This is a genomic window from Bradyrhizobium sp. 149, from assembly GCF_023073915.1.
Lineage (GTDB): Bacteria > Pseudomonadota > Alphaproteobacteria > Rhizobiales > Xanthobacteraceae > Bradyrhizobium.
This window is the reverse complement of the sequence record NZ_JADPKK010000022.1, coordinates 2,072,537-2,095,374: the sequence shown is the minus strand read 5'-3', so window position 1 is coordinate 2,095,374 and position 22,838 is coordinate 2,072,537. Positions and strand designations below refer to the sequence as shown.

Below are 22,838 nucleotides of genomic sequence, written 5' to 3'. Positions count from 1 at the left end.
GCTGTATCAGGAGGAGTTCGCGGCGATGCTGGATTTCGTTCAGCAGCTGGTCAGCGGTGTTGCGCTCGGCTGCGTCTACGGCCTGATCGCGCTCGGCTTCGTGCTCGTCTACAAGGCCACCGAGGTCGTCAATTTCGCCCAGGGCGATTTGATGATGCTGGGCGGCTTCTTCGCCTTCACCTTCATCGGCATGATGGGCCTGAACTACTGGATCGGCTTTGCCGGCGCGGTGGCGGCGATGGCGCTGTTCGGCATGCTGGCCGAGCGCGTGGTGGTGCGGCCGATCCTCGGCTATCCGCAGTTCTCCATCATCATGGCCACCATCGGCCTGGGCTATTTCCTGCGCTCGGTCTCCGGCATGATTTGGGGCACCGACGATTTCAAGATCGACACGCCGTTCAGCCAGGGCGTGCTGCGTATTGGTTCGCTGGTGCTCGCCGATGACAAGCTCTCGGTGATCGCGGCGACGGCCATCCTCTGCACGCTGCTCTGGCTGTTCTTCAACAAGACCACGCTCGGCACCGCGATGCGCGCCAGTTCCGAGAACATGCTGGCGGCCTATTACATGGGCATCCCGGTCAAGCGCGTCGTGTCGATCGTCTGGGCGATCAGCGCGGCGGTTGCGACCTGCGCCGGCGTGCTGCTGGCACCGATCACCTTCATCCATTCCAATGTCGGTCTGGTGCTTGGCCTGAAGGCGTTTCCGGCCGCCGTGCTCGGCGGCTTCGGCTCGATCCCCGGTGCCGTCGTTGGCGGCGTCCTGATCGGCGTCATCGAGAGCATGGCCGGCTTCTATCTGGCCGAGGGCTGGAAGGACGTCGCGCCATACATCGTGCTGCTCGCCGTGCTCTTGCTCAAGCCCGAAGGCCTGTTCGGCCTTCACGTCCGCAAGAAGGTTTGAACGCCATGCGCTTCCTGTTCAAGACCGACTATGAAGACGACATCAGGCTGTTTCCGCATTCGGGCTATTTCGTCTCGTACGGTCTTCTGCTGGCCGTGCTGCTGATCGCGCCCTATGTGCTCTCCAGCTATGTGATGAGCCAGCTCGTCTTCGTCTGCATCTATGCGACCGTCGGCGTGGCGCTGCTGATCTTGACAGGCTTCACCGGGCAGGCCTCGCTCGGGCATGCGGCGTTTCTCGCGATCGGCGCGTATACGGCGGCCTATCTGCAGAAATATGGTGTGCCGTTCCCGGTCTACTTTCTCGCCGCCGGGCTCCTGACCGGGCTGATCGGTGCGCTGGTCGGCTTCCCCGCGCTGCGGCTGCAAGGCATCTATCTCGTCATCGCCACCATCTCCTTCGCCTTCATCGTCGAGGAGATCCTGGCGCGTTGGGAGAGCGTCACCAACGGCAACGAGGGCATGCGGATCAAGGCGGTGTCGCTGTTTGGGGTCGCAGTCTCGCGCGACAGCCCGACTTTCTATTTCCTCTGCCTCGCCGTGCTGGTGCTGACCATCGTCGGCACGCTCAATTTACTGCGTTCGCCGACCGGGCGCGCCTTCGTCGCGATCCGCGACAGCGAGACTGCGGCGCGCAGCATGGGCGTCAATGTCGCACTCTACAAAGTCAAATCGTTTGCGATCTCCGCGGCGATCACCGGCTTTGCCGGCGTCTTGTTCGCGCACAAGCTCTCCTTCATCTCGCCGGAGATGTTCACGCTCCAGCTCTCGATCGAGTTCATTATCGTGATCCTGATCGGCGGTGCCTTCAGCCTGCACGGCGCGGTGCTGGGAGCGATCTTCATCGTGATGATCGATCCCTTCCTCACTTACCTCAAGGACGACATGCCCGGCATCATCGCCGGCATTGCCGCGACGTTCGGAGCGGGCACGCAAGCCGCGGCCAATGTCCAGTCCAAGGTCGCGACCTTTGCCTCGCTCAACGGCCTGAAAGGCGCGATCTACGGCATCATCATCGTATTGTTCGTGCTGTTCGAGCCGCTCGGGCTTTACGGCCGCTGGCTCAAGATAAAGCTCTTCTTCCAGCTGTTCCCGCTCTACAAGCGTGCCACCTTCAAGCGGCAGAAGATCTACGTGAAGTCGGAGCGGAACCGATGAGCTATTTTCGCGCCGAGAGTTTGTCGCTGCATTTCGGCGGGCTGAAGGCCGTCGATGCGGTGTCGTTCGCGGTCGAAAAGGGCGAGATCCTCTCGATCATCGGGCCCAACGGCGCCGGCAAGAGCTCGATTTTCAACCTGATTTCGCGGATCTACCGGCCGACCTCGGGTCGCATCTTCTTCGAGGACCAGGACATCACGGAGCAGCCGCCCTATGACATCGCAAGGCTCGGCATCGCCCGCACTTTCCAGAACATCGAGCTGTTCGAGAATGCGTCTGTGCTGTCGAACCTGTTGGTCGGCCGCCACCGACATTCGACCACGCAGCTTTGGCAGGAGCTGTTGTTCCTGCCGAGCGTACGCGCCGGCGAGAAGGTTCATCGCCGCAGGGTCGAGCAGGTCATCGAATTCCTCGATCTCGAGCCCTACCGCGACAAGCTGATCTCGGGTCTGCCTTACGGCGTGCGCAAGGTGATCGAGCTGGCGCGTGCGCTGTGCTCGGAGCCGAAGCTGATCCTGCTCGACGAGCCGTCCTCCGGCCTCAACGTGGAGGAGACCGGCGACATGTCGTTCTGGATCCGCGACCTGAGGAGCGAGCTCGGCGTCACCGTGCTCATGGTCGAGCACGACATGTCGCTGGTCAACCGGGTCTCCGACCGCGTCATCGCGCTCAACTACGGCCGAGTGTTGGCGATGGGCTCGCCCGCCGAAGTGCAGCAGCACCCCGATGTCGTCGCCGCGTATCTGGGAGCCTGACACGATGGATGCCGTGGTGACACCAGACATCATCCTGAAACTCTCCAATGTCGAGAGCTATTACGGGCCGATCATGGCGATCCGCGGCATTTCGCTCGAAGTGCCGCGCGGCCGCATCGTCACGCTGCTGGGTGCCAACGGCGCCGGCAAGACCACGGTGCTGAAGACGATCTCGGGCATTCTCGATCCGCAGAAGGGCGCCATTGAGTTCATGGGCAAGTCGATCCAGCGCATGGAGGCGGACAGAATCGTGCGGCTCGGCCTCAGCCACGTGCCGGAGGGACGCGAGGTGTTTCCATTTCTCTCCGTGCGCGAGAACCTGATGATGGGCGCCTATCCGCGCAAGGATCGTGACGGCGTTGCGGAAGATCTGGAGCGCGTCTACGGCTATTTCCCGCGGCTGAAGGAGCGCATCAACCAACCGGCCGGACAGCTCTCCGGCGGCGAGCAGCAGATGCTCGCAATCGGCCGCGCACTGATGAACCGCCCGACGCTGTTGCTGCTCGACGAGCCCTCGCTGGGGCTGTCGCCGATCCTGGTGAAGGAGATTTTCACCATCATCCGCCGGGTCAACGAGGAGCAGGGCATGTCGATCCTGCTGGTCGAGCAGAACGCCAAGGTGGCGCTGGAGACGGCGCATTACGGCTATGTGCTGGAGATCGGCCGCATCGTGATGAACGACACCTGCGACCGCTTGATGCATTCCCAGGACATCCAGGAATTCTACCTTGGCGCCAAGGAAGCGGGCGCACGAGGCGAGCGGCGCTGGAAAAAGAAGAAGACATGGCGTTAGAGGAAGCCTTAAATGCCAGAGCCCATCCGCCCATATAGACCGCCGCCAAGGCAGGCAAACGGAGGGGAACGCGACAGGGAGGAGACGTGCATGGCCCGACCGGCGGTGCTGACGGTCGCTGACACGATCGCGAAAAGCTTTTTGCGCGCCGCGGAGACGCGGGGCGACAGGCCGGCTATACGCGAGAAGAAGTTCGGGATCTGGCAGCCGACGAGCTGGCGCGAATGGCTGGCGATCTCGAGGGAGATCGCCTACGCGCTGCACGCCATCGGCTTCAGGCCCGGCGACGTCGCTTCCATCATCGCCAACGCCGTGCCGGAGTGGGTCCATGCCGACATGGGCATTCTGTGCGCCGGCGGCGTTTCCTCCGGCATCTATCCGACCGATGCCTCATCCCAGGTCGAATATCTCGTCAACGATTCCCGGACAGGAGTGATCTTCGCCGAGGACGAGGAGCAGCTCGACAAGATCCTGGCCTGCCGCGCACGCTGTCCGTCTCTGAAAAAGATCATCGTCTTCGACATGGAGGGCCTCAGCGGCTTCTCCGACGATATGGTGATGTCGCTCGACGAGTTCCGCGCGCTTGGGCGCAACCACATGGCGGGCCGCGAAGCGCTGTGGCAGGAGATGATCGGCAGCCGCAGCGCGAGCGATCTCGCGGTCCTCGTCTATACATCCGGCACGACGGGGCCGCCCAAGGGCGCCATGCACGCCAACCGCAGCGTCACGCACCAGATGCGGCACGCCAACGATTTCATTCCGGGGCGCGAGAACGAGGACCGGCTGATCTTCCTGCCGCTCTGCCACGTCGCCGAACGGATCGGCGGCTATTACATCTCGGTCGCGCTCGGCTCGGTGATGAATTTTGCGGAGAGTCCGGAGACCGTGCCGGACAATCTGCGCGAGGTGCAGCCGACCATCTTCCTCGCGGTGCCGCGCATCTGGGAAAAATTCTATTCCGCCATCACAATAGCGCTGAAGGATGCGACGCCGTTCCAGCAATGGGTCTACCGCCGTGCCATCGGCATCGGCTATCGCATGGTCGATTGCAGGATCGAAGGGAAGGACCCGCCGCTGTCGTTGCGCATCGCCAACGGCATCGCTTACCGGCTAGCCTTCCGCAACATTCGCCGCATGATCGGGCTCGACCGCTGCCGCGTCGCCTTCACCGGCGCGGCGCCGATCGCACCGGAGCTGATCCGCTGGTTTCTCGCGCTCGGCATTGATATCCACGAGGTCTACGGCCAGACCGAGAATTGCGGCGTTGCCACCATGATGCCGGCGGAGCGGATCAAGCTCGGCTCCGTCGGCAAGGCGGTGTCCTGGGGCGAAGTGGCGCTGTCGCCCGAGGGGGAAATCCTGATCAAGGGCGACTTCCTGTTCATGGGCTATCTGAACCAGCCGGAGAGGACAGCTGAGACGATCGACCATCGCGGTTGGCTGCATACCGGCGACGTCGGCACGATCGACAATGAGGGCTTCGTCCGCATCACCGACCGGATGAAGGACATCATCATCACCTCCGGCGGCAAGAACATCACGCCATCCGAGATCGAGAATCAGCTGAAATTCTCGCCCTACATCTCGGATGCCGTGGTGATCGGCGACAAGCGGCCGTACCTCACCTGCCTCGTGATGATCGACCAGGAAAATGTCGAGAAATTCGCCCAGGACCATGACATCCCGTTCACCAACTATGCCAGCCTGTGCCGCGCGACGGAGGTCCAGGACCTGATCTGGCGCGAGATCGAAGGGGTCAATACCAATTTCGCTCGCGTCGAGACCATCAAGAGATTCTATTTGATCGAACGCCAGCTCACTCCGGAGGACGAGGAGCTGACGCCGACCATGAAGCTGAAGCGCGGCTTCGTGAACAAGCGCTATGCCGTCGAGATCGACGCGATGTATCCGGCGCGGGCGGTGGCTTGAACAATCTTGTTTGAATAACAGCGAAGGAGTGATGGCCCCACCCTTCGCATCATAGGGGCCCCAAGGAGGAGACGTCAATGTCGAGATCGTTTCGAACGTTCGGCTTTGCGGCAGGCGCGGTGATGCTCACCTGTCTGCCCGCCGTCGCGCAAACCAAGGTCACCAATGAAGGCATCTCGGCTTCCGAGATCGTCATCGGCACCCATCAGGATCTGTCGGGGCCGATCAAGGGCTGGGGCGTGCCGGTCTCGAACGGCATGAAGATGGCGGTCGAGGAGATCAACGCCGCCGGCGGCGTCCACGGTCGAAAGATTCGGCTGGTTGTCGAGGACAGCGGCTACGATCCGAAAAAGGCCGTGCTCGCATCGCAGAAGCTGATCGAGCGCGACAAGATCTTCGCGATGGTGGGACCGATGGGCTCGCCGACCGTGCTCGCCGCACAGGATATCCTGCTCGATGCCGGCGTGCTTCAGCTCTTTCCGCTGACCGCGGCCGAGTTCACCTTCAAGTTCGATCCGGCCAAGCCGCAGGAGCGGCTGAAGTTCAACAACCTGCTGCCCTATGTCGAGAGCACGCGGGCGGCGCTGAAATACATGATGGAGTGGAAGAATTTCCAGAAGCCGTGCATCATGTACCAGGACGACGAGTATGGGAAGAACGTGCTCGACGGCTTCAACCAGCAGCTCACCGCGATGAAGCTGCAGCCGGCGTCGATCACGAGCTACAAGCGCGGCGCCTCCGACTTCAGCGCGCAGATCGCCAAGATGAAGTCCGATAGCTGCGACCTGGTCGTGCTCGGCGCCGTGCTCCGTGAGCCCATCGGCGCAATGACGGAAGCCAAGAAGCTCGGCTGGGACGTCACCTTCCTCGGCGCGACGCCGACCAACGTGATGGAGGTGCCCATGCTCGGCAAGGAGGCGGTGGAAGGCCTCTATGCAGCCGCCCTCTTCGAGATTCCTTACGAGGACACGGCCAAGGGCAAGGTCAAGGACTGGCTCGCCACCTACAAGAAGACGTTCGGTACCGACGCCAACACCCAGGCCATCATCGGCTACAATGCGGTGATGACGTTCGCCTTCTATGCGCAGAAGGCGGGCAAGGACCTGACCGGCCAGAAGATGCTGGACGCGTTGGAATCCGGAGACAAGTTCGTCGACATCTTCAACTCGCCTCCGACGAAGTTCTCCAAGACCGACCATCTCGCCAGCACCATTACTCAGGTGCAACAGGTCAAAGGCGGCCGCTGGGTTCTGGTGAAGGACAACCTGATGTTCTGATCTCTCTTAACCTCTCCCCGTAAATGCGGGGAGAGGCAGAGGAGGCAGCCTATGATCCCCCACCCGCGGTGCCCGAATTCACCGGGGCCAACTCGTCTTCCCGGCAGCGCCAGCCGTCGGCGGCCTTCACAAACGCGAAAGTGCGCTGGATCCTGAGGCGGCGTGTGACGTTGAAGGCGTCTGCGGAGCGCTCCTTGTTGCCGATGCCAGGCTGCGGACGACCCGTTATGGCGTCCCAGCAGGTGCCCGTGCAGGTGGTGGCGATCTTGCTACAGATGGCGAAGGGCGCCAGCACGGCCATCTCGATCTCGCCCGTGACCTGCGCGTCCTGCTCGGTCACCTGGCTGTCGAGCGCGTAGACGCGGTTGATGCGGAGGAAGTTGCCGCAGGAATTGGCCGCGTGGATTCGCGCTGCGCAGAAGTCGACAGCATCGCTGTCAGGCAAGCGGGCTGCGACCTGCCGGCCGAACACCTTCTTCGGATCGCCTTTCGCAGCGCCAATCTCGTCGGCTTTGTGCTTCAGATAGCCGGCGAGACAGTCTTCCGCGGACTCGAGCTCTCCGAGCGGCACGTTCTCCTTGCCGACGAGATTGCATTTGCGATCGCGCTCTCGCGTCCACCGGCCATATTCGGCGAAGGCAAAGCGTGCAGCGGTCGGATCAAGCTTGCCGATCAGACTGAGAACCTGGCTGTTCAACTCGCTCTCGGTAAGCGCCAGCGACGGGTCCGCGCAGATCAGCGCGCCCGCGGCGGTGTTGGCCGCGAGACAGTCGAAGTCCGGATCGCGCACGATCGCCGCGCGCTCCTCGGTCACCTTGAGGAGACATGCCTTCACCCGGTCGAAATCGTCGGTGCGGATCGCGGTCTGGCCGACGATGCCGCAGCCGAGGTTGCGCTGGCGGGTCCAGATCGCGTTCTCCTCGATTCCAGGCAGGCGATCGGGCAGCCGGGCAAGCCGCGCCTCGATTCCCGTGCTCAGCTTCTCGGCGGCGGCGGCAAGCTCGGCATCACCGCAGAACAATTGATTGCCGGGATCGCGGATCTGCCGACAGTTGTTCCTGGCGAACAGCGGCAGCCTGTCGGCGACGGAGCGGCTGGATTGCGCGAAAGCTGTAGCCGCCGGCAAGGCCAGCAGCGCAAGCAAAGTCAGCACGATCAACCGCATTCCAGTCGCCCCCGCCTATCCGCGGCCATGCTAGCGTCCCGGATCGCGCGGCGAAATGGCTTTGTGACCGACGGTTGGCTACCAGACCGGTACGATCAACGCGCCTCGGCGGCGACCATCGAGAACCGCACGGGTTCGTCGACATATTTCATCACGGCCGACTGGTAGAGCACGAACAGCGGCTGGTAGCCCCGTGCAGCGTCGTCCTCGACCATGGCCATGCGGCGGTTGTCGAGCATCAGCCAATGGCCGTCGAGCCGTGCAGCGGCAACCGCATGCTCTTCGCCGGCGCGGGTGTCGCGCACCACGACGATGCGGAGATCTTCGGTGGCGACGCCCGCGAGCCGCAGGGCGGCGAGCTTGGCAATGGCATAGTCCTCGCAATCCCCGGCGCCGCGCGCGAAGGTCGCAAGCGGCGAGCTCCAGACGTCCTCAGGACCGTCATTGGCGGCACGGATAGCGAGGTTAATGGCGCGATTAGTTTCGCCCAGCAGAGCGCGGCCGTCACGGCTGCGGGCCTGGTCGACGATGGCGAGCAGTTTCAGCGCAGCGGGCGAAGCGCAATTCTCCCGGTCGCCGTCGCACAGCGCGAGCTGCACCAGGTCATCATCGAGCCTGGACCTCAGTGCGAGCCATTTCTGCTGCAGGCTGCCGGCAGAGATGGCGAAGGCGAACACCCCGAACGGCTCGGCGGATTTGCGGACGAGGACGCCGGCTCCCGGCGACAGCAGCGTGCCAGCGCGAAGCTCGGCGGTTGATCCGAGCAGGATCAATCCGCACAGCACAAGGATTGCGCGCCAGGCGCGCGAGCGAGCAGCGGTCTCCATCTGACATCCCCTTCCGGCTTCGCCAGGTCCCCTCGACCTGCACGTGCCAGGCTTTGTTGCTTTCGCGCAGATAGTGCGAGGCGGGCGGTTTTGTTCTGCTTAACGCGCCGGGCTGGGGCTCCAAGATCGGGGAACAGGCTGAAACCGGCCTGCCCAAATTGCGTAAAATTTTACGCATCTGGGTTAGGCAGGGCTCCTGCCGCGAAATGGAACCCATTGCAGGTAACGGTTGTGCCGCCGCCGGTTCCGCGTCGCACGGCTAACGAACCGCTATTTCAGGGGTTCTGTTAATTGGATCACAGATTTGGCTCCGTATTTGCCGCAGTATGTTGCGGGGCACCACGAAGGAAAGATGACACAAGTATTCGGCGTACAATTTATACAAACGAATACACGGGGGTACCAAAATGGGCTCGGATAAGCGCAAATTTACTTGCAGACATTTCCGGAAATACGCTGCTTCCTCCGTAGGGGCGTGGCCGTGCAGGGGCGCCGGCCGCTTGGTGATGTGAAATCACACAAGCAATAGATGGTTTCGCTAAGGACTTGGTAATGATAAGCAAGCTTAGGCCATCGATACTTACTTAGATTTTAACCCTTTTTTTGGTGCCCAATTGAATTACGCCGGCAAATTTGACGCCGCGATTTCCTTGGATGGCGGCGGTTCCCACTCGCCCGCCGATGCCCATCTCGATTCCTTCGCGGGGAAATCTTTTATCGCGAAGGCGCATGGTCACGTCCCTGAGGGCGCGTTCGTCGTTCCCGATCCGAATCTGATCTTCAACGGCGAGTTCAGGCGCGCAGGCAGCGATCTCGTGCTGTCCCACGATGGTCACGAGTTTGTCGTTCACGATTATTTCAGGGGCGAGAAGCGCGCGGCGATCTCGTCGCCGGATGGCGCGCACCTTACCGGCGACATCGTCAACGCGCTTACGGGCCATGTGCAATATGCGCAGGCCGTGTCCGGCATTGCCGCCGCACAGGTCATCGGCCACGTCACCAAGCTCTCCGGCAGCGCGACCGCGATCCGCAACGGCGTCTCCGTCATCCTGAACAACGGCGACAACGTCGAGAAGGGCGACGTGGTCTCGACCGGCGGGGACTCGACGCTCGGCATCACGTTCATCGACGGCACGGTGTTCGGCCTGTCCTCCAATGCGCGGATGGTGCTGAACGAAATGGTCTACGACCCCAACGGGTCGAACAATTCCTCACTGCTCAGTCTGGTCGCGGGCACCATCACCTTCGTTGCCGGCGAGACAGCCAAGCACGGCGACATGAAGGTCGACACGCCGGTCGCCACCATGGGCATCCGCGGCACGGCGGTGCTGAGCCAGATCAATTTCGTCGTTCCCGCCGGCGGCGGCGATCCGCAGCCGCAGGCGAGCTTCCAGGTGCTGGTCGAGCCGAACGGCACGACGGGCTCCTACATCCTGTTCGACAAGGTCACGCTGCTGCCGATTGCGACAGTCAATCAGGCCGGGCAGATGATCCAGATCAGTGGCGGCAACGTCTCGATCTCCAATGCCCTGATGTCGCCGGACATTCAGAAGCTGATCACGGACGTGTTCACGCTGAAGTTCACGGACAACAACAGCAACACCAAGCTGACCACGAACTTCACCGACTCGATCACGCAGACCAGCGATGGTCTGGTGATCAAGACGGCCGCGGGCTATGTCGCGATCCCGACCTTCGTCAATCTCAATCAGTTGGGCGTAGCGCCGCAGTTGCCCGTCGATCATACGACGTCCAACAACCGCATCCCCGGTCCGCCCAATGCGCGCAGCCTCGACCTCAACGGCAACGTGCAGGATGCATTCGCCCTGGCCGAGCGCGCCGACAAGACCGGCGACACCGCGGATCGCGACACGGTCAGTGGCAAGATCACCTTCCTCGACTTCAACCAGGGCGACAGGCCGACGGTGAAGGTGGATCTCGCCGAGGCGCCCAACTACAGCTACAAGGACGCCGGCCTGCACGATGTCACCGCATCGCTCACGGCGCTGCAGAAGCAGGACATCGCGGCGACCCAGATCGATATCTCAGTCGATCCCACCGCCGGCAACGACAACAACGGCTCGGCGATCTGGACTTACACCCTCCCCGACCACGTCTTCGACTTTCTTGCGGCCGGTGAAACGCTGACGCTGATCTACAGGGTTCGCGTCGACAACAATTTCGCCGCGAACAACGAAACCACCTACATCCCGATCACCATCACGATCACCGGCACCAACGACAAGCCGGTGATCACCACCAGCGTTCCGACCATTACCTTCGAAGGCGGCACCAGCGTGCCGGGCGGCCCGCTCACCAGCGACGTGCCGACGACGGGCACGCTGAGCTTCGACGACGTCGATCTCACCGACAAGCATACGGTGTCGGTGGCGCTCACCAGTGCGACCCTGCCTGACGGCACGGTGCCGCCGGGCCCGCTCGCCGCGTTCCAGAGCGCGATGTCGGTCGCGATCGCGGCGGGTGCCGACAGCACCGGGGACGGCACGGGCACAATCAATTGGTCGCTTGCCAACCTTCCCGTCTACCTCGCCGACTTCATTCCGAAGGGCGAGGTGCTGACGCTGACCTACACCGTGACGCTCACGGATTCGCAAGGCGCCATCTCGCAACAGACCATCACCGTCACGATCACGGGCCACGATGCGCCCGCCGTGGTGTGGATCGCAACGGAGCATGCCGGCGCTCCCTCCGGCGGGTTCTGGAAGGACGCGGCGAACTGGGAAACCGGCACTGTCCCGACCATTGACGACGACGTCATCGTCATCACCGACCAGCTGCACGGGCTGACGCCGTCCTATCCGGTGACGATCGACGCGCCGGCCTACGCCAAGTCGCTGACGATGAACGACTACGACACCACGGTCAGCCACACGGCACCGGAAGTGATCAACAAGAGCGCGTTGACGATTGCGGGCGAGATCAGCCTCAGGGCAGATTCAAAGCTCACCAATTTTGCGGCAGGCACGATCTCGGTTGGTGGCAAGGCCGAGTTCCTGGACAGCAGCGTGCTCACCAATGCGGGCTATCTGACGCTTGCAGGCGGCGGCGATTTTACCAGCGGCACCACGATCACCAATTCCGGCACGATCGAACTGTCCGGCAGCGCGCTGAAGACGCTGGCCGGAATCCACAATGCCGGCGGCACGCTGAAGGCCGGCGCCGGCACGACGCTGATCGTCGACACCGCCACCATCAGCGGTGGCACGGTCACCATCGTCGGCACGCTCGAACTCGACGGCACCAGCGTCATCAAGGACGGCACGCTGAACAATTCAGGGGCGGTCAACGTCAAGGGCGCGGCGGATTTCGCCCACGAGACCGTCGGCAATGGCGGGGGCATCATCACGGTATTCGCGGCCGGCGCCTTGAGCCTGAGCGGCGTGACGCTGACGGGCGGCTCGGTCAACAATCTCGGCACGGTCGAGATCACCGGCAACAGCTCGCTGGTCAACTCCGACTTCACGAACCACCAGCTGACGGTGGACGGCGGCACGACGCTGACGCTGAGCGGCACCACGGTGACCGGCGGCACGGTCACCGACACCGGCATCATCCACGTCGCCGGCAGCAGCGCGATCAACAGCGCCGCGGTCAGCGGCGGCGGCATCACGGTCGATGCCCTGACCACCCTGACGCTGGACGACACCACCGTCACCGGCACCACCATTACCAACGATGGCACCGTCAAGATCGATGCCAGCAAGAAGTTGAGCCTGAACGGTGCGAGCCTGACCGGCGGCGCGCTCATCATTTCGGGCACGCTGGAGTCGGTCGGGACTAGCGCCATCGACGATGCCGATATCACCAATACCGGCACGATCACCGTTATCAGCGGCACGCTGACGATCGACCCGGCTACGACCCACGCCATCACCAATCATAATCTGATCCAGGCGAACGGCGGCGTGCTCGACGTCTCCGGTGAGGATATCTCCAACACCGCGGATCTCAAGGCGATCAATTATGGCACGCTGAAGCTGACGAATCTGACTGTCACCAACAGCGGCGCCGGGACGGTCACGGTCGACGGACACTCGAAGCTCTATCTGACCGACGTCTCGATCAACGGCGGCAGCCTGAGCAATGCCGGCAATCTCTACAGCGTCTCCGGTCCCAACACCGTCACGGCCGCCGTCACCAACACCGGTGCCATTGAAGTTCAGGCCGGCACGCTCAATCTCGCAGGCGGCCTTAGCGGCATCGGCTCACTGACCATCGACAACGGCGCGACGCTGGAGCTCGCAGGGGCGACGGCGCAGACCGTGACCTTCGCCGGTGGCACCGACACGCTCCAGCTCGACAAGGTGGCGGGCCAGAGCTTCACCGGCACCATTGCCGGCCAATCGACGAAAGCCGGTACGTTCACGATCAAGGGCGCGGCCGACATCACGACAACGAGCGGCGACGCACTCGACTTCACCGCGTCGGGCGGCACATCTGCTGCGCCCGCCAACATCGTTCTCACGCCGACCGGCGCGCTGACCGGCGCGGCCAACGGCCTGGTCGTCACCCAGAACGGCACCGGCGGCATCTCGCTTACGGCGACCGGCGACATCAAGGGCCTCGCCGGCCACGGCATCTGGCTGCGCGACAGCGCGACCGGCGCTGGCGCCATCACGGTCAATAACGTCACCGGCGTGGCGACCGGCGCGGGCGCGGGATCGGCCGGTGTTCTCGTCGAAAAAATGAGCACGGCCAACACTGGCAGCATCTCGATCACGCAGCTCGGCGGCGCCGCCGGCGGCGACTACGGCATCGATGCCACCACACACGGTGACGGGAACATCACCGTCGCGGCCGGCGGCAACATCACGGGCAGCTTGATCTACGGCATCCGGGCGCGCAGCTATGGCGCCGGCAGCGAGACCATCACGACGGCAGCTGGCAGCCTCGTCACCTCGGGCAGCTCCGGCATTGTCGCCGTCAACCGGACGACCTCGCTCGGCGCAGCATCCGGCAGCACCATCACGGTCAATGCCTACGGCACGATCAATTCCGGCAGCAGCTTGAACCAGAGCGGCAATGCGCCTGCCGGTATCCAGGCCGGCTACAGCGGCGCCACGACCGGGGCCGCAGCCAATACCGGTGTCAACGGCTCGGTCCTCATTAACAACCACGCCAATATCACCGCCGCGGCCGGCTACGGTATTCACGCCTACAATTACGGAAACGGCAACGTCACGGTGAACGATGCGGCCGACACCACGGTCGTCGGCGCGGAGGACGGGATCAGGGCGCAGGCGCTCAGCGGCGGTACCGGCGACGTCAGCGTGACGCTCGGTGCCGGTGCGTCAGTGACCGGCACGACAAGCTACGGCATTTTGGCCTACAGCATCGATGCGGGCGACATCAGCGTCACCATGGCAAGTGGTGACAGCATCACTTCGGGCAGCTCCGGTATCGTGGCGGTCAATTATGCGACTGCGATCGCGAGCAGCGTGGGCAGCACGATCTCGGTCGAGGCACACGGCATCATCCATTCCGGCTCAAGCTCGAATAACGATGGCACCATTCCCGGCGGGATCATCGCCGGTTACAAGCCCGGCGGGACCGGCACGTTCTCGAGCGCGGTCAAGGGCGACGTCACCGTCACGAGCGATGCGACGATCATCGCCGATGCGGGCTACGGCATCGAGGCGTTCACCTGGGGTGCCGGCAACCTCACGGTCACGACCGGCGCGACGTCCTCGATCACTGCTGCCGCGGGCATCGCGATCGGCGCCTTCGATCACGGCGGCGGCGACGTCAAGGTTACCAACAACGGCTCGGCCACCGGCACGGTCGGCCTAGCCGCCCTTGCCAACGGCAGCGGCGACGTCACCATCATCAATCATGGCGGTATCACCAGCACGAGCCTCGCCGGGATCAGCGTGACGCAGAACGAGGTGGGCGCGACCGGCTCGACCCATATCACCAATACCGGATCGATCGTGGCCCCGAGCGCCCACGCGGCGATCTTCATCCAGGAGAACACGGCCGGCGGCTCCGCGCTGATCGACAATTTCGCCACAGGAACGATCGGACCCGCAGTCGCCTCCGCCGTGACGTCCACGACCTACGCCATCGTCGAGACCGGCGGCGCCATTACGATCAACAATGCGGGCCACATCAACGGCAATATCTCGGTTGCTACCGCGGCGTTCAACAACGAGCTGGGCGGCACCTGGACGGTCGCCGGCTCGGGCGTCTTTGGCAATGCGTCATCGATCGTCAACCACGGCGCCATCGATCTGCATGGCGCCTCGATCTCCGGGACCGGGCTGAGTATCGAAAATTACAAGGACATCGACAGCTGGGGCACCGCGTCGATTTCGGGCATCATTGCCAATACCGGCAGCATCGAGGTCCACACTGGGGCACTGACGCTGTTCGGCTCGCTGTCGGGCTCGGGCTCGGTCACCGTCGATGTCGGCGCGTTGCTGAAGCTCGACGGTACAGTCACGCAGACAATCACGCTCGACGGCGACGGCGCCCATCTTCAGATCGATACGTCGACCTTCAGCGGATCGATCGCGGCATTGTCCGCGAACGATACGATTGACCTGTCGAGCATCGTCTATGATGACGGCACGTCGGCGACCTATAATGCCGCGACCGGCGAGCTTGTCGTGAGCGACGCCCACAACCACACGATCACGTTGAAGCTCACCGGCGCTGATTACAGCAATGCTCATTTCGCCGGCAGCAGCGACGGCCATGGCGGCACGCTGATTACGTTCAACGCGGCCGACGCTGCGCCCGCCTTCACCGCGGCCGGGGCGACGTTGACCGCCATCGTTCCAGAGCTTGCGAACACCACCGGCTCCTCGGCGCTCGACCCGACGCCCACTGCGGCGACCGGCTCGATCGACTTCAAGGACGTCGATCTCACCGATCGGCCGACCGCTTCCATCACGGGTCAGACGGTGAGTTGGACAGGCGCCGATCACACCACCAACCTCTCCGGGTTCCTCACGACGGACCAGACCAACGCGCTCGAGTACGCGCTGTCGCTCCAGACCACCGGCAAGAACAACGGCATGGTCACCTGGAACTATTCGATCGCTGACAGTTCGCTGGATTTCCTCGCCGAAGGCCAGACCGCGACAGTGGTCTCGACCGTCACGCTCGATGACCACCAGGGCCAGCAGAAGACGGCCGACGTCACGATCACCATCGCCGGCAAGAACGACGCGCCGACGCTGAATAACGCGACACTCAGCGCGATCAACGAAGATACCAGCGCACCTGCCGGATCCACCGTAGGCACGCTCTTTGCCGGCTTCCACGATGCCGATGCCGGCGCGAGCTTCAAGGCCGTTGCCATCACCGCCTCCCATGCCACGGCGGCGCAGGGCGTCTGGCAGTACGAAATTGCCGGCAGCAATCAGTGGGTCGATATCTCCGGCGTCAGTAACATCAGCGCACTCGTGCTTGCCACCGACACGCTGATCCGCTTCGTGCCGGCCGCGAATTACAGCGGCACGCCGGGCAGCCTCGACGTGCACGCGCTGGACGACACCTATGGCGCCAACGTCATGACGCCCGTCCTGGTCGACATCACGTCTCCCGGCATCGGCTCCAGCGTGTCGGCCCAGGCGGCTACGCTCAGCACGGAAGTGAACCCCGTGGCCGATTCGCCCACGGTCAGCATTAATCATACGCCGATCGCCGATGCAGGAGAGTTCCTGGTCAACACCACCTCGGCGAACGATCAGACCTACAGCGCGGTCGGCGCGCTCTCGGACGGCGGCTACGTCATCGCCTGGGTGTCGCAGGGGCAGGACGGCGACGGCACCGGGATCTACGCGCAGCACTATGACAACTCCGGCGCAAAGGTTGGCGGTGAGTTCCGCGTCAACACGGCGACGGCGGGGGATCAGTCGAGCCCCTATGTGGTCGGGCTTGAAGGCGGTGGGTTCGTCGCGAGTTGGACCTCAGGCAGCAACAATGGAGCGACCATCCACCTGCAGCGCTATGATAGCTCGGGTTCACCGGCGGGCGGCGAGGTCTCTCTCAGCGGCTATGGCGAGAATGCCACGCTCGCCGCGCTGTCGAACGGCGGCTTCGTCATCACCTACGTCGCATCCGACAGCAGCACGTCCGGCACCTATGCGGTCGTCTACGATGCCAGCGGCACCGCGACGTCCGGGCCTCTCCTGATTAACACCACGACTGCCAGCCAGCAGCAGGGCGACTCCGTCGCCGGGACAGCCGACGGCGGCTTCGTGGCCTCGTGGCATTCCTATGGTCAGGACGGGGACGGCTGGGGCGTCTACTTCCAGCGGTTCGACGCGCAAGGCAACAAGCTCGGCGGCGAGGTGCAGGTCAACACTCATACCGCTGGCGATCAGTATGGCGGCGAGCTCACTGTCCTGAAGGACGGGTCGATCGTCGTCTCCTATTACGATGCGAACGCGCTCGTGCTGAGACACTTCAGTTCGACCGGTGCTCCGATCGGCAGCGAGGTGAGCATCTCGGATGCAACCACCGATACACTGCAGGCCCTGCCCGACGGAGGCTTCCTGGTTACCTATCAAGGCCATGACGTCCCCGGGAGCCTCGGTCTTCTCGGCCAGCGCTTCGATGCATCGCTGCATTCGGTCGGTTCGTCTTTCGTCATCAACGAGACCACAGCCGGCGACCAGGTCTTCCTGGCCGATCGGTCCAGCCCGACCGCCGTGACGACCGACGGCAAGATCGTCTCGACCTGGTTCTCCCCGGGCGTGGGAGGCCACGATGTCGAGGCGCGCGTCTTCACGGTGCCAGGGTTTGGCTCGGAAGGCAATCCGATCAAGCTGCCGGCCATCACCGCGGCGATTACCGACACCGATGGTTCCGAGACGCTTCTGATCAAGCTCTCGGGCTATCCGGCTGGCGCGACCTTCTCGATTGGCCATCTCGGCGCCGGTGCGGATGCCGGCCACTGGCTGATAGATGCGGCGGATATCGGATCCCTCGCCACGCCTAGACTGACAATGACCGCGCCCGTCGGGTACCAGGGCGAGTTCAACCTGCATGTCGGCGTGACCGTGACAGATGCAGCAAACGGCCTGAACGACCTTCTGACCGATACGAAGACTGTGACGAGCGACGTGGCGATCAACGTCTACGGCGGTCCGGTTATCGACACCACCAGCTTCCACGTCACGCACAACAGCGGCAACACCGACACGATCATCGACTTGGCGGTCATCGAGGCCGACGCCGGCGCCTCGGCCCATGCCTTCACGGTCGTGGCGTCGACTGCGCCGTTGCCTCTGACCAATAGCAGTGTCGATCTGTCGCCAACGTCCGGCTCGCTCAGTGCCATCAATGCCGGCCTGGCGAACGGTATCACCTACCATCCCGGCGGTACGCCGCCGGATACCGACCAGATCACGCTGAAGGTGACGGATACGACCACCGGTCGCTACGATACCGTCCACTTCATCTTCAACGAGGCCGGCGACACCAGCCAGGGCATCACCTTGCAAGGCACCAGCGGCAAGGACGTCATTTTCGCGACCCAGACTGGCGACACGCTGACCGGCGGCGGCGGCAAGGATCAGTTCGTGTTCGCGCCAGGCTCGACCGGGGACAATGCCCAGCACACCATCACCGATTTCGTGTCGGGTCTGGACAGGATCGACCTGCGCCAGTTCTCGGACGTCGGCTCCGTGAGCAATCTCACGATCACCCAACCGTCCGGCGATACCCTGGTCACCTTCAGCCATCAGATCAGCGCGTCGGTGACGGAGCAGGAATCGATCCTTTTGAAGAACATGATTGCCGGAAACCTCAAGGCCAGCGATTTCATCTTCCACGCCTAGTGAATGCCTGGGCCCGACGGCCGGCTCGCATCTTGCCCGCGGCAAAAATCCATAATCCTACCCCTCCGGGGAATAGCCAATCACGCGCCCGCGCTGCATGATCGGTGTGCACGGCGTGAGGCAGGGCAGGAAGTCCTACTGAAATGAAACGTCTCAAGATCCTGCGGCGGTGGTTTGCGCGGAAGTTCGGGTTTGCGCGGCTGATGTGCCTTGCGCTGCTGGTCGTGTTTGCCGGCGCTCGCCTCTGGGATCCGCCGCCGATCCAGGAACTGCGGCTGCGCACCTTCGACATGTTTCAGTTGATCGATCCGCGCCACAAGACGGCGCGGCCGGTCACCATCGTCGACATCGACGACAAGAGCCTCGCCAAGCTCGGCCAGTGGCCGTGGCCGCGGACACGGATCGCCGACCTGATCCAGAACCTCACCAGTCACGGCGCGGTCGCAATCGGCTTCGACGTCGTGTTCTCGGAGGCCGATCGGCTCAATCCGGATCTGGTCGCGAGCCAGATGCGCTCTCTGGACGACGCCACTCGCGCCAAGCTGCGCGAGCTGCCGAGCAACGACCAGATCCTCTCCGAAGCGATCAAGCGCTCGCGCGTGATCCTCGGCGAGACCGGCCTTCCAGAAATCTTGTCAGAACTCGATAAGTCGCTTCCATTCACCGGCGTCGCGACGCTCGGGGAGGACGGGTCTGAACGCTTCATGTTCGAATTCCCGGGCTTGTTGCGCAACGTGCCTGTGATCGAGAAGGTCGCAGCCGGACGCGGCCTGTTCTCGATCAGACCCGAGCGCGATGGCCTGATCCGCCGCGTGCCGATGATCCTGAGGGCGCAGGGCAACATCATGCCCTCGCTGAGCCTGGAGATGCTGCGCGTCGCCACCGGCACGCCGACGCTGCTGGTCAAGACCGACCGGAGCGGTATCCTCGCGATCCGCCTCAAGGGCCTGGAGATCCCGACCGACAAGAACGGCCAGCTGTGGATGCATTACGCCCGCCCGGACCCCTCGATCTACGTCTCTGCGGCCGATGTGCTCGACAATAGCGTGTCGCCGGGCAAGATCGCCGGCAAGCTGGTCCTGATCGGCACCTCCGCGGGCGGGTTGAACGACCTCAAGACCACGCCGGTGTCCTCGACCATGCCCGGCGTCGAGATCCACGCCCAGGTGCTGGAGAGCGTGCTGAGCGGCGCGGTAATATCCCAGCCGAACTACGCGCTCGGCGTCGAGCTGCTCGCCGCGCTCATCATCGGCTTGCTCGTCATCATCTTCACGCCGAACCTCGGACCGGTCCGCCTCGTGCTTGCCGGCGCGACCTTCGCCGCGATCCTGATCGGAGTGTCTTGGTTCTTTTACGTGCAATACCGCTATCTGATCGATTTCACCTATCCGCTGCTCTCGACCACCGCGATCTATCTGACGCTGATCTTCGCGAGCTTCGTGCGCGAGCAGCGGCAGCGCGTGCAGATCCGCGGCATGTTCGCGCAATACATGTCGCCGGTGCTGGTTGAGCAGCTCGCGCAGTCACCGGAAAAGCTCGTCCTCGGCGGCGAGGAGCGCGAGATGACGATCATGTTCTCCGACGTGCGCGGCTTCACCACCATATCGGAAACCTACAAGCACGATCCGCAGGGCCTGATCGCGCTGATGAACCGTTTTCTGACCCCGCTGACCGACGTGATCATCGATCAGAAGGGCTATATCGACAAATACATGGGCGACGCCATCATGGCGTTCTGGAACGCGCCGCTTGACGATGCCGAGCACGAGGTCAACGCCTGTGAGGCCGCGATCCAGATGCTGGAGAGGATCGACGCCGTCAACAAGGAGCGCGAGCAGGAAGCCGTCGATGGCGGCCACGTCTACATCCCGCTCAACGTCGGTATCGGTCTCAACACCGGTATCGGCGTGGTCGGCAACATGGGCTCCGACCTGAAGAAGAACTATTCGGTGCTCGGCGACAGCGTCAACCTGGCGTCGCGCCTGGAAGGCCAGTCGAAAGAATACGGCTTTCCGATCATCGTTGGCTCGCGCACCGCGCTCGCCGCCAAGGACAAGTTCGCAATTCTCGAGCTCGACTTCATCATGGTCAAGGGCAAGACCGAGCCGGAAGTGATCTACGCCATCGCCGGCCGCGCGGACGTGATGCATTCGGGCACCTTCCAGCGCCTGCGCAACGTCACCATCGAAATGCTCGGCTGCTATCGCAGCCGCGACTGGCAGGGCGCACTGGATGCGATCGAGCGCGGCCGCAGGAGCGAGGATGCCGACACGCTGGAAAAGCTGTTCAAGCTCTACGAAGTGCGCATCAAGGAATTCCAGGTCAATCCGCCGGCCGAGGGCTGGACCGGGGCATATGCGCTACTGACGAAGTAGGGGAGCGCTTGCTCGCGGCCAAACCCCCAAGTCGTCCCGGCGCAGGCCCGGCCTGCGCCGGGACGGCAGCGGTGTTCGACCTAGCAGGCTGCTCCTCATTCCGCCCCGATCGTCGTCAGATCCTGGAACCAGTGCTGCGCCTGGACGAACTGCTTGACCTTGGACGACAGCGCATGCGGGTTGGTATCGTGCACGACCCACACCAGCGTGGCATCGTCGACGATCAATGCATGCGCCTGCGCCAGCAGCTCGTCCTGCTTCGTGCTGTCAAAAGTCTGCTTGGCCTCGTCGATCAGCGCGTCGACCTTCGGGTTCTTGTAGCCGCCCCAGTTGACGCCGACTGGCGCGATCTGGCTGGAATGGAAGAAGCGGACGATGGCGTAGAGCGGGTCGGAGGTGACGTAGGCGATGTTGTTGGCGGTGATGCCGGCGTTCATCTCGTCGGCCGCGCCCTTGCGCCAATGCGTGTATAACGTCTCGAGCTCGACCACCTTGAAATCGATGTCGATGCCGATCTCCTTAAAGCTCTGCTGCAGGAATTCGTTCATCGGCAGCGACAGCATCTGGCCCGTGCCGCCCTGCGCGATGATGAAGGTCGCCTTCAACGGTTTTGCCTTGGAGTAGCCGGCTTCCTCGACCAGCTTCTTGGCGGCGGCGACGTCGTATTTCAGCTCGAAGCTCGGCTTGCCGAACCACGGGCTCGACGGATCGACCTGGCCCTTGGCGGGCTTTGCAAGGCCGTTCATCAGGCCGACCACCGCTTCGCGGTCGATCGCGAGGTTCAGCGCCTTGCGCAAGCGGATGTCGGTCCAGGGCGAACCCGGCAGCACGCTCAGATGATAATTCCAGACATGCGGCGTGACGTTGTCGACAAGCTTCATGCCGGCCGCCTTGAGCTGCGGCACGGCGTCCGGCGCCGGCGTCTCGATCAAATCGACCTGCCCGGCGAGCAGCGCATTGGTGCGCGTCAGCGCTTCCGGCATCGGCACCAGCACGAGCTTGTCGACCTTGGGAATGCGCTTCTTGTTCCAGTAATCCGGATTCTTCGTGAGCTCGGCGAGCTCGCGCGGCACCAGTTTGGTCAATTTGAACGGGCCGGTGCCGGATGGCTGGCTCGCGAACTTGTCCCAATCCTTGCCGAGCTTTTCGTATTGCGTTGGACTCGACACCAGGAACCACAGCATCTGATAGGGAAAGAATGAGTCGACCGTCTTGGTGGTGATTTCCACCGTGGAGTCGTCGATCTTGGCGTAGCTCGCGACGGAAGGCAGGCGGGTCTTGACCTGCGCGCTCTGGCGCTTGTCGAATTGCGGTGCCTTGTCGTTGAGCACCTTGTCCAGATTCCAGATGACAGCATCGGCATCGAACTCGCTGCCGTCGTGAAACTTCACGCCCTTGCGCAAGGTGAAGCGCCACTTGGTCTTGTTCTCGTCATCGACTTTCCACTCGGTTGCGAGTCCCGGCACCAGCTTTCCCGGCCGGTCGGCGACGTCCATCTCCCACGCCACGAGCGGATCGTAGATGGTGTAGGCCGTGAACTGATAGGCGCCGGCGCCGCGATCGGGCTGGCCGGTCGTCAGCGGGATGTCCGCCATCGAGATGCCGTAGCGCAGCACCGTTTCGGCGCCCGCCGGGATCGCGGACACCGCGAGTGCAAGCACGGCGAGACAGGTCGACAGTCGCATGCGCATGGGCCAAAGCTCCAAGGAAGACTTCAAGAGAGAACCGGAGCCAAACCTGCAATGTTGATGCCAGAATAGGCAGCGAGGTGCCTTTGCGGACGTCCAATCACAAGGACTTGTCGTCGCAGGGGCAATCTGCAGAATAAGTTTCCCCATTGGCATAGC

At 63.2% G+C, this 22,838-nt stretch carries 12 protein-coding genes; 8 read left to right on the top strand and 4 right to left on the bottom strand.

Going from position 1 to position 22,838, the window contains the following annotated elements:
• Positions 1–25: 25 nt before the first annotated feature.
• The 6 genes from IVA88_RS27695 to IVA88_RS27670 all read left to right on the top strand — a co-directional run bounded on the left by IVA88_RS27695 (position 26) and on the right by IVA88_RS27670 (position 6,812).
• Entirely contained in the window at positions 26–901 is an 876-nt protein-coding gene (locus IVA88_RS27695) for a branched-chain amino acid ABC transporter permease (RefSeq protein ID WP_247500428.1), read from the top strand.
• Between the two features lie 5 nt (positions 902–906).
• Complete coding sequence (locus IVA88_RS27690) at positions 907–2,058, top strand: branched-chain amino acid ABC transporter permease (RefSeq protein ID WP_247500307.1); 1,152 nt, start codon at positions 907–909, stop codon at positions 2,056–2,058.
• Positions 2,055–2,813, top strand: a complete 759-nt coding sequence (locus tag IVA88_RS27685) for an ABC transporter ATP-binding protein (protein ID WP_247500306.1) — start codon at positions 2,055–2,057, stop codon at positions 2,811–2,813. The genes IVA88_RS27690 and IVA88_RS27685 overlap by 4 nt, the downstream gene beginning before the upstream one ends.
• Before the next feature lie 4 nt (positions 2,814–2,817).
• Positions 2,818–3,606 (top strand): ABC transporter ATP-binding protein, encoded by a 789-nt coding sequence (locus IVA88_RS27680; RefSeq protein WP_247500427.1) that lies wholly within the window; start codon positions 2,818–2,820, stop codon positions 3,604–3,606.
• A 90-nt stretch (positions 3,607–3,696) separates the two neighbouring features.
• Positions 3,697–5,535, top strand: a complete 1,839-nt coding sequence (locus IVA88_RS27675) for an AMP-dependent synthetase/ligase (protein WP_247500305.1) — start codon at positions 3,697–3,699, stop codon at positions 5,533–5,535.
• Between the two features lie 77 nt (positions 5,536–5,612).
• Positions 5,613–6,812 carry an ABC transporter substrate-binding protein gene (locus tag IVA88_RS27670; RefSeq protein ID WP_247500304.1) on the top strand — a complete coding sequence of 400 codons (1,200 nt, stop codon included), beginning with the start codon at positions 5,613–5,615 and terminating at the stop codon, positions 6,810–6,812.
• Between the two features lie 49 nt (positions 6,813–6,861).
• On the opposite strand, the gene IVA88_RS27665 is transcribed toward IVA88_RS27670, so the two are convergent.
• The 3 genes from IVA88_RS27665 to IVA88_RS32600 all read right to left on the bottom strand — a co-directional run bounded on the left by IVA88_RS27665 (position 6,862) and on the right by IVA88_RS32600 (position 9,655).
• Entirely contained in the window at positions 6,862–7,977 is a 1,116-nt protein-coding gene (locus IVA88_RS27665; RefSeq protein ID WP_247500303.1) for a hypothetical protein, read from the bottom strand.
• A gap of 95 nt (positions 7,978–8,072) precedes the next feature.
• The gene (locus tag IVA88_RS27660; RefSeq protein WP_247500302.1) at positions 8,073–8,804 is read right to left on the bottom strand and encodes a transglutaminase-like cysteine peptidase; all 732 of its coding nucleotides are present in this window, start codon (positions 8,802–8,804) and stop codon (positions 8,073–8,075) included.
• 584 nt (positions 8,805–9,388) lie between these two features.
• Positions 9,389–9,655 (bottom strand): hypothetical protein, encoded by a 267-nt coding sequence (locus IVA88_RS32600; protein WP_247500301.1) that lies wholly within the window; start codon positions 9,653–9,655, stop codon positions 9,389–9,391.
• On the opposite strand from IVA88_RS32600, the gene IVA88_RS27650 reads away from it, so the two are divergent.
• Both IVA88_RS27650 and IVA88_RS27645 read left to right on the top strand, forming a co-directional pair.
• A complete protein-coding gene (locus IVA88_RS27650; protein WP_247500300.1) occupies positions 9,620–18,616 on the top strand; it encodes a VCBS domain-containing protein in 8,997 nt (2,998 codons plus the stop codon). The genes IVA88_RS32600 and IVA88_RS27650 overlap by 36 nt on opposite strands.
• A gap of 143 nt (positions 18,617–18,759) precedes the next feature.
• Complete coding sequence (locus IVA88_RS27645) at positions 18,760–20,991, top strand: adenylate/guanylate cyclase domain-containing protein (protein WP_247500299.1); 2,232 nt, start codon at positions 18,760–18,762, stop codon at positions 20,989–20,991.
• A gap of 95 nt (positions 20,992–21,086) precedes the next feature.
• Here IVA88_RS27645 and IVA88_RS27640 read toward each other — a convergent pair whose 3' ends face one another.
• Positions 21,087–22,682, bottom strand: coding sequence for an ABC transporter substrate-binding protein (locus IVA88_RS27640; RefSeq protein ID WP_247500298.1), 1,596 nt, complete (start codon positions 22,680–22,682; stop codon positions 21,087–21,089).
• Between the last annotated feature and the right edge of the window lie 156 nt (positions 22,683–22,838).

What these genes read in the sequence shown, in the direction of transcription:
- IVA88_RS27660 (WP_247500302.1), bottom strand. Translation starts at nt 8,804, where the DNA reads ATGGAGACCGCTGCTCGCTCGCGCGCCTGGCGCGCAATCCTTGTGCTG.
- IVA88_RS27675 (WP_247500305.1), top strand. Translation starts at nt 3,697, where the DNA reads ATGGCCCGACCGGCGGTGCTGACGGTCGCTGACACGATCGCGAAAAGC.
- IVA88_RS27665 (WP_247500303.1), bottom strand. Translation starts at nt 7,977, where the DNA reads ATGCGGTTGATCGTGCTGACTTTGCTTGCGCTGCTGGCCTTGCCGGCG.
- IVA88_RS27690 (WP_247500307.1), top strand. Translation starts at nt 907, where the DNA reads ATGCGCTTCCTGTTCAAGACCGACTATGAAGACGACATCAGGCTGTTT.
- IVA88_RS27695 (WP_247500428.1), top strand. Translation starts at nt 26, where the DNA reads ATGCTGGATTTCGTTCAGCAGCTGGTCAGCGGTGTTGCGCTCGGCTGC.
- IVA88_RS27670 (WP_247500304.1), top strand. Translation starts at nt 5,613, where the DNA reads ATGTCGAGATCGTTTCGAACGTTCGGCTTTGCGGCAGGCGCGGTGATG.
- IVA88_RS27645 (WP_247500299.1), top strand. Translation starts at nt 18,760, where the DNA reads ATGAAACGTCTCAAGATCCTGCGGCGGTGGTTTGCGCGGAAGTTCGGG.
- IVA88_RS27680 (WP_247500427.1), top strand. Translation starts at nt 2,818, where the DNA reads ATGGATGCCGTGGTGACACCAGACATCATCCTGAAACTCTCCAATGTC.
- IVA88_RS27685 (WP_247500306.1), top strand. Translation starts at nt 2,055, where the DNA reads ATGAGCTATTTTCGCGCCGAGAGTTTGTCGCTGCATTTCGGCGGGCTG.
- IVA88_RS27640 (WP_247500298.1), bottom strand. Translation starts at nt 22,682, where the DNA reads ATGCGCATGCGACTGTCGACCTGTCTCGCCGTGCTTGCACTCGCGGTG.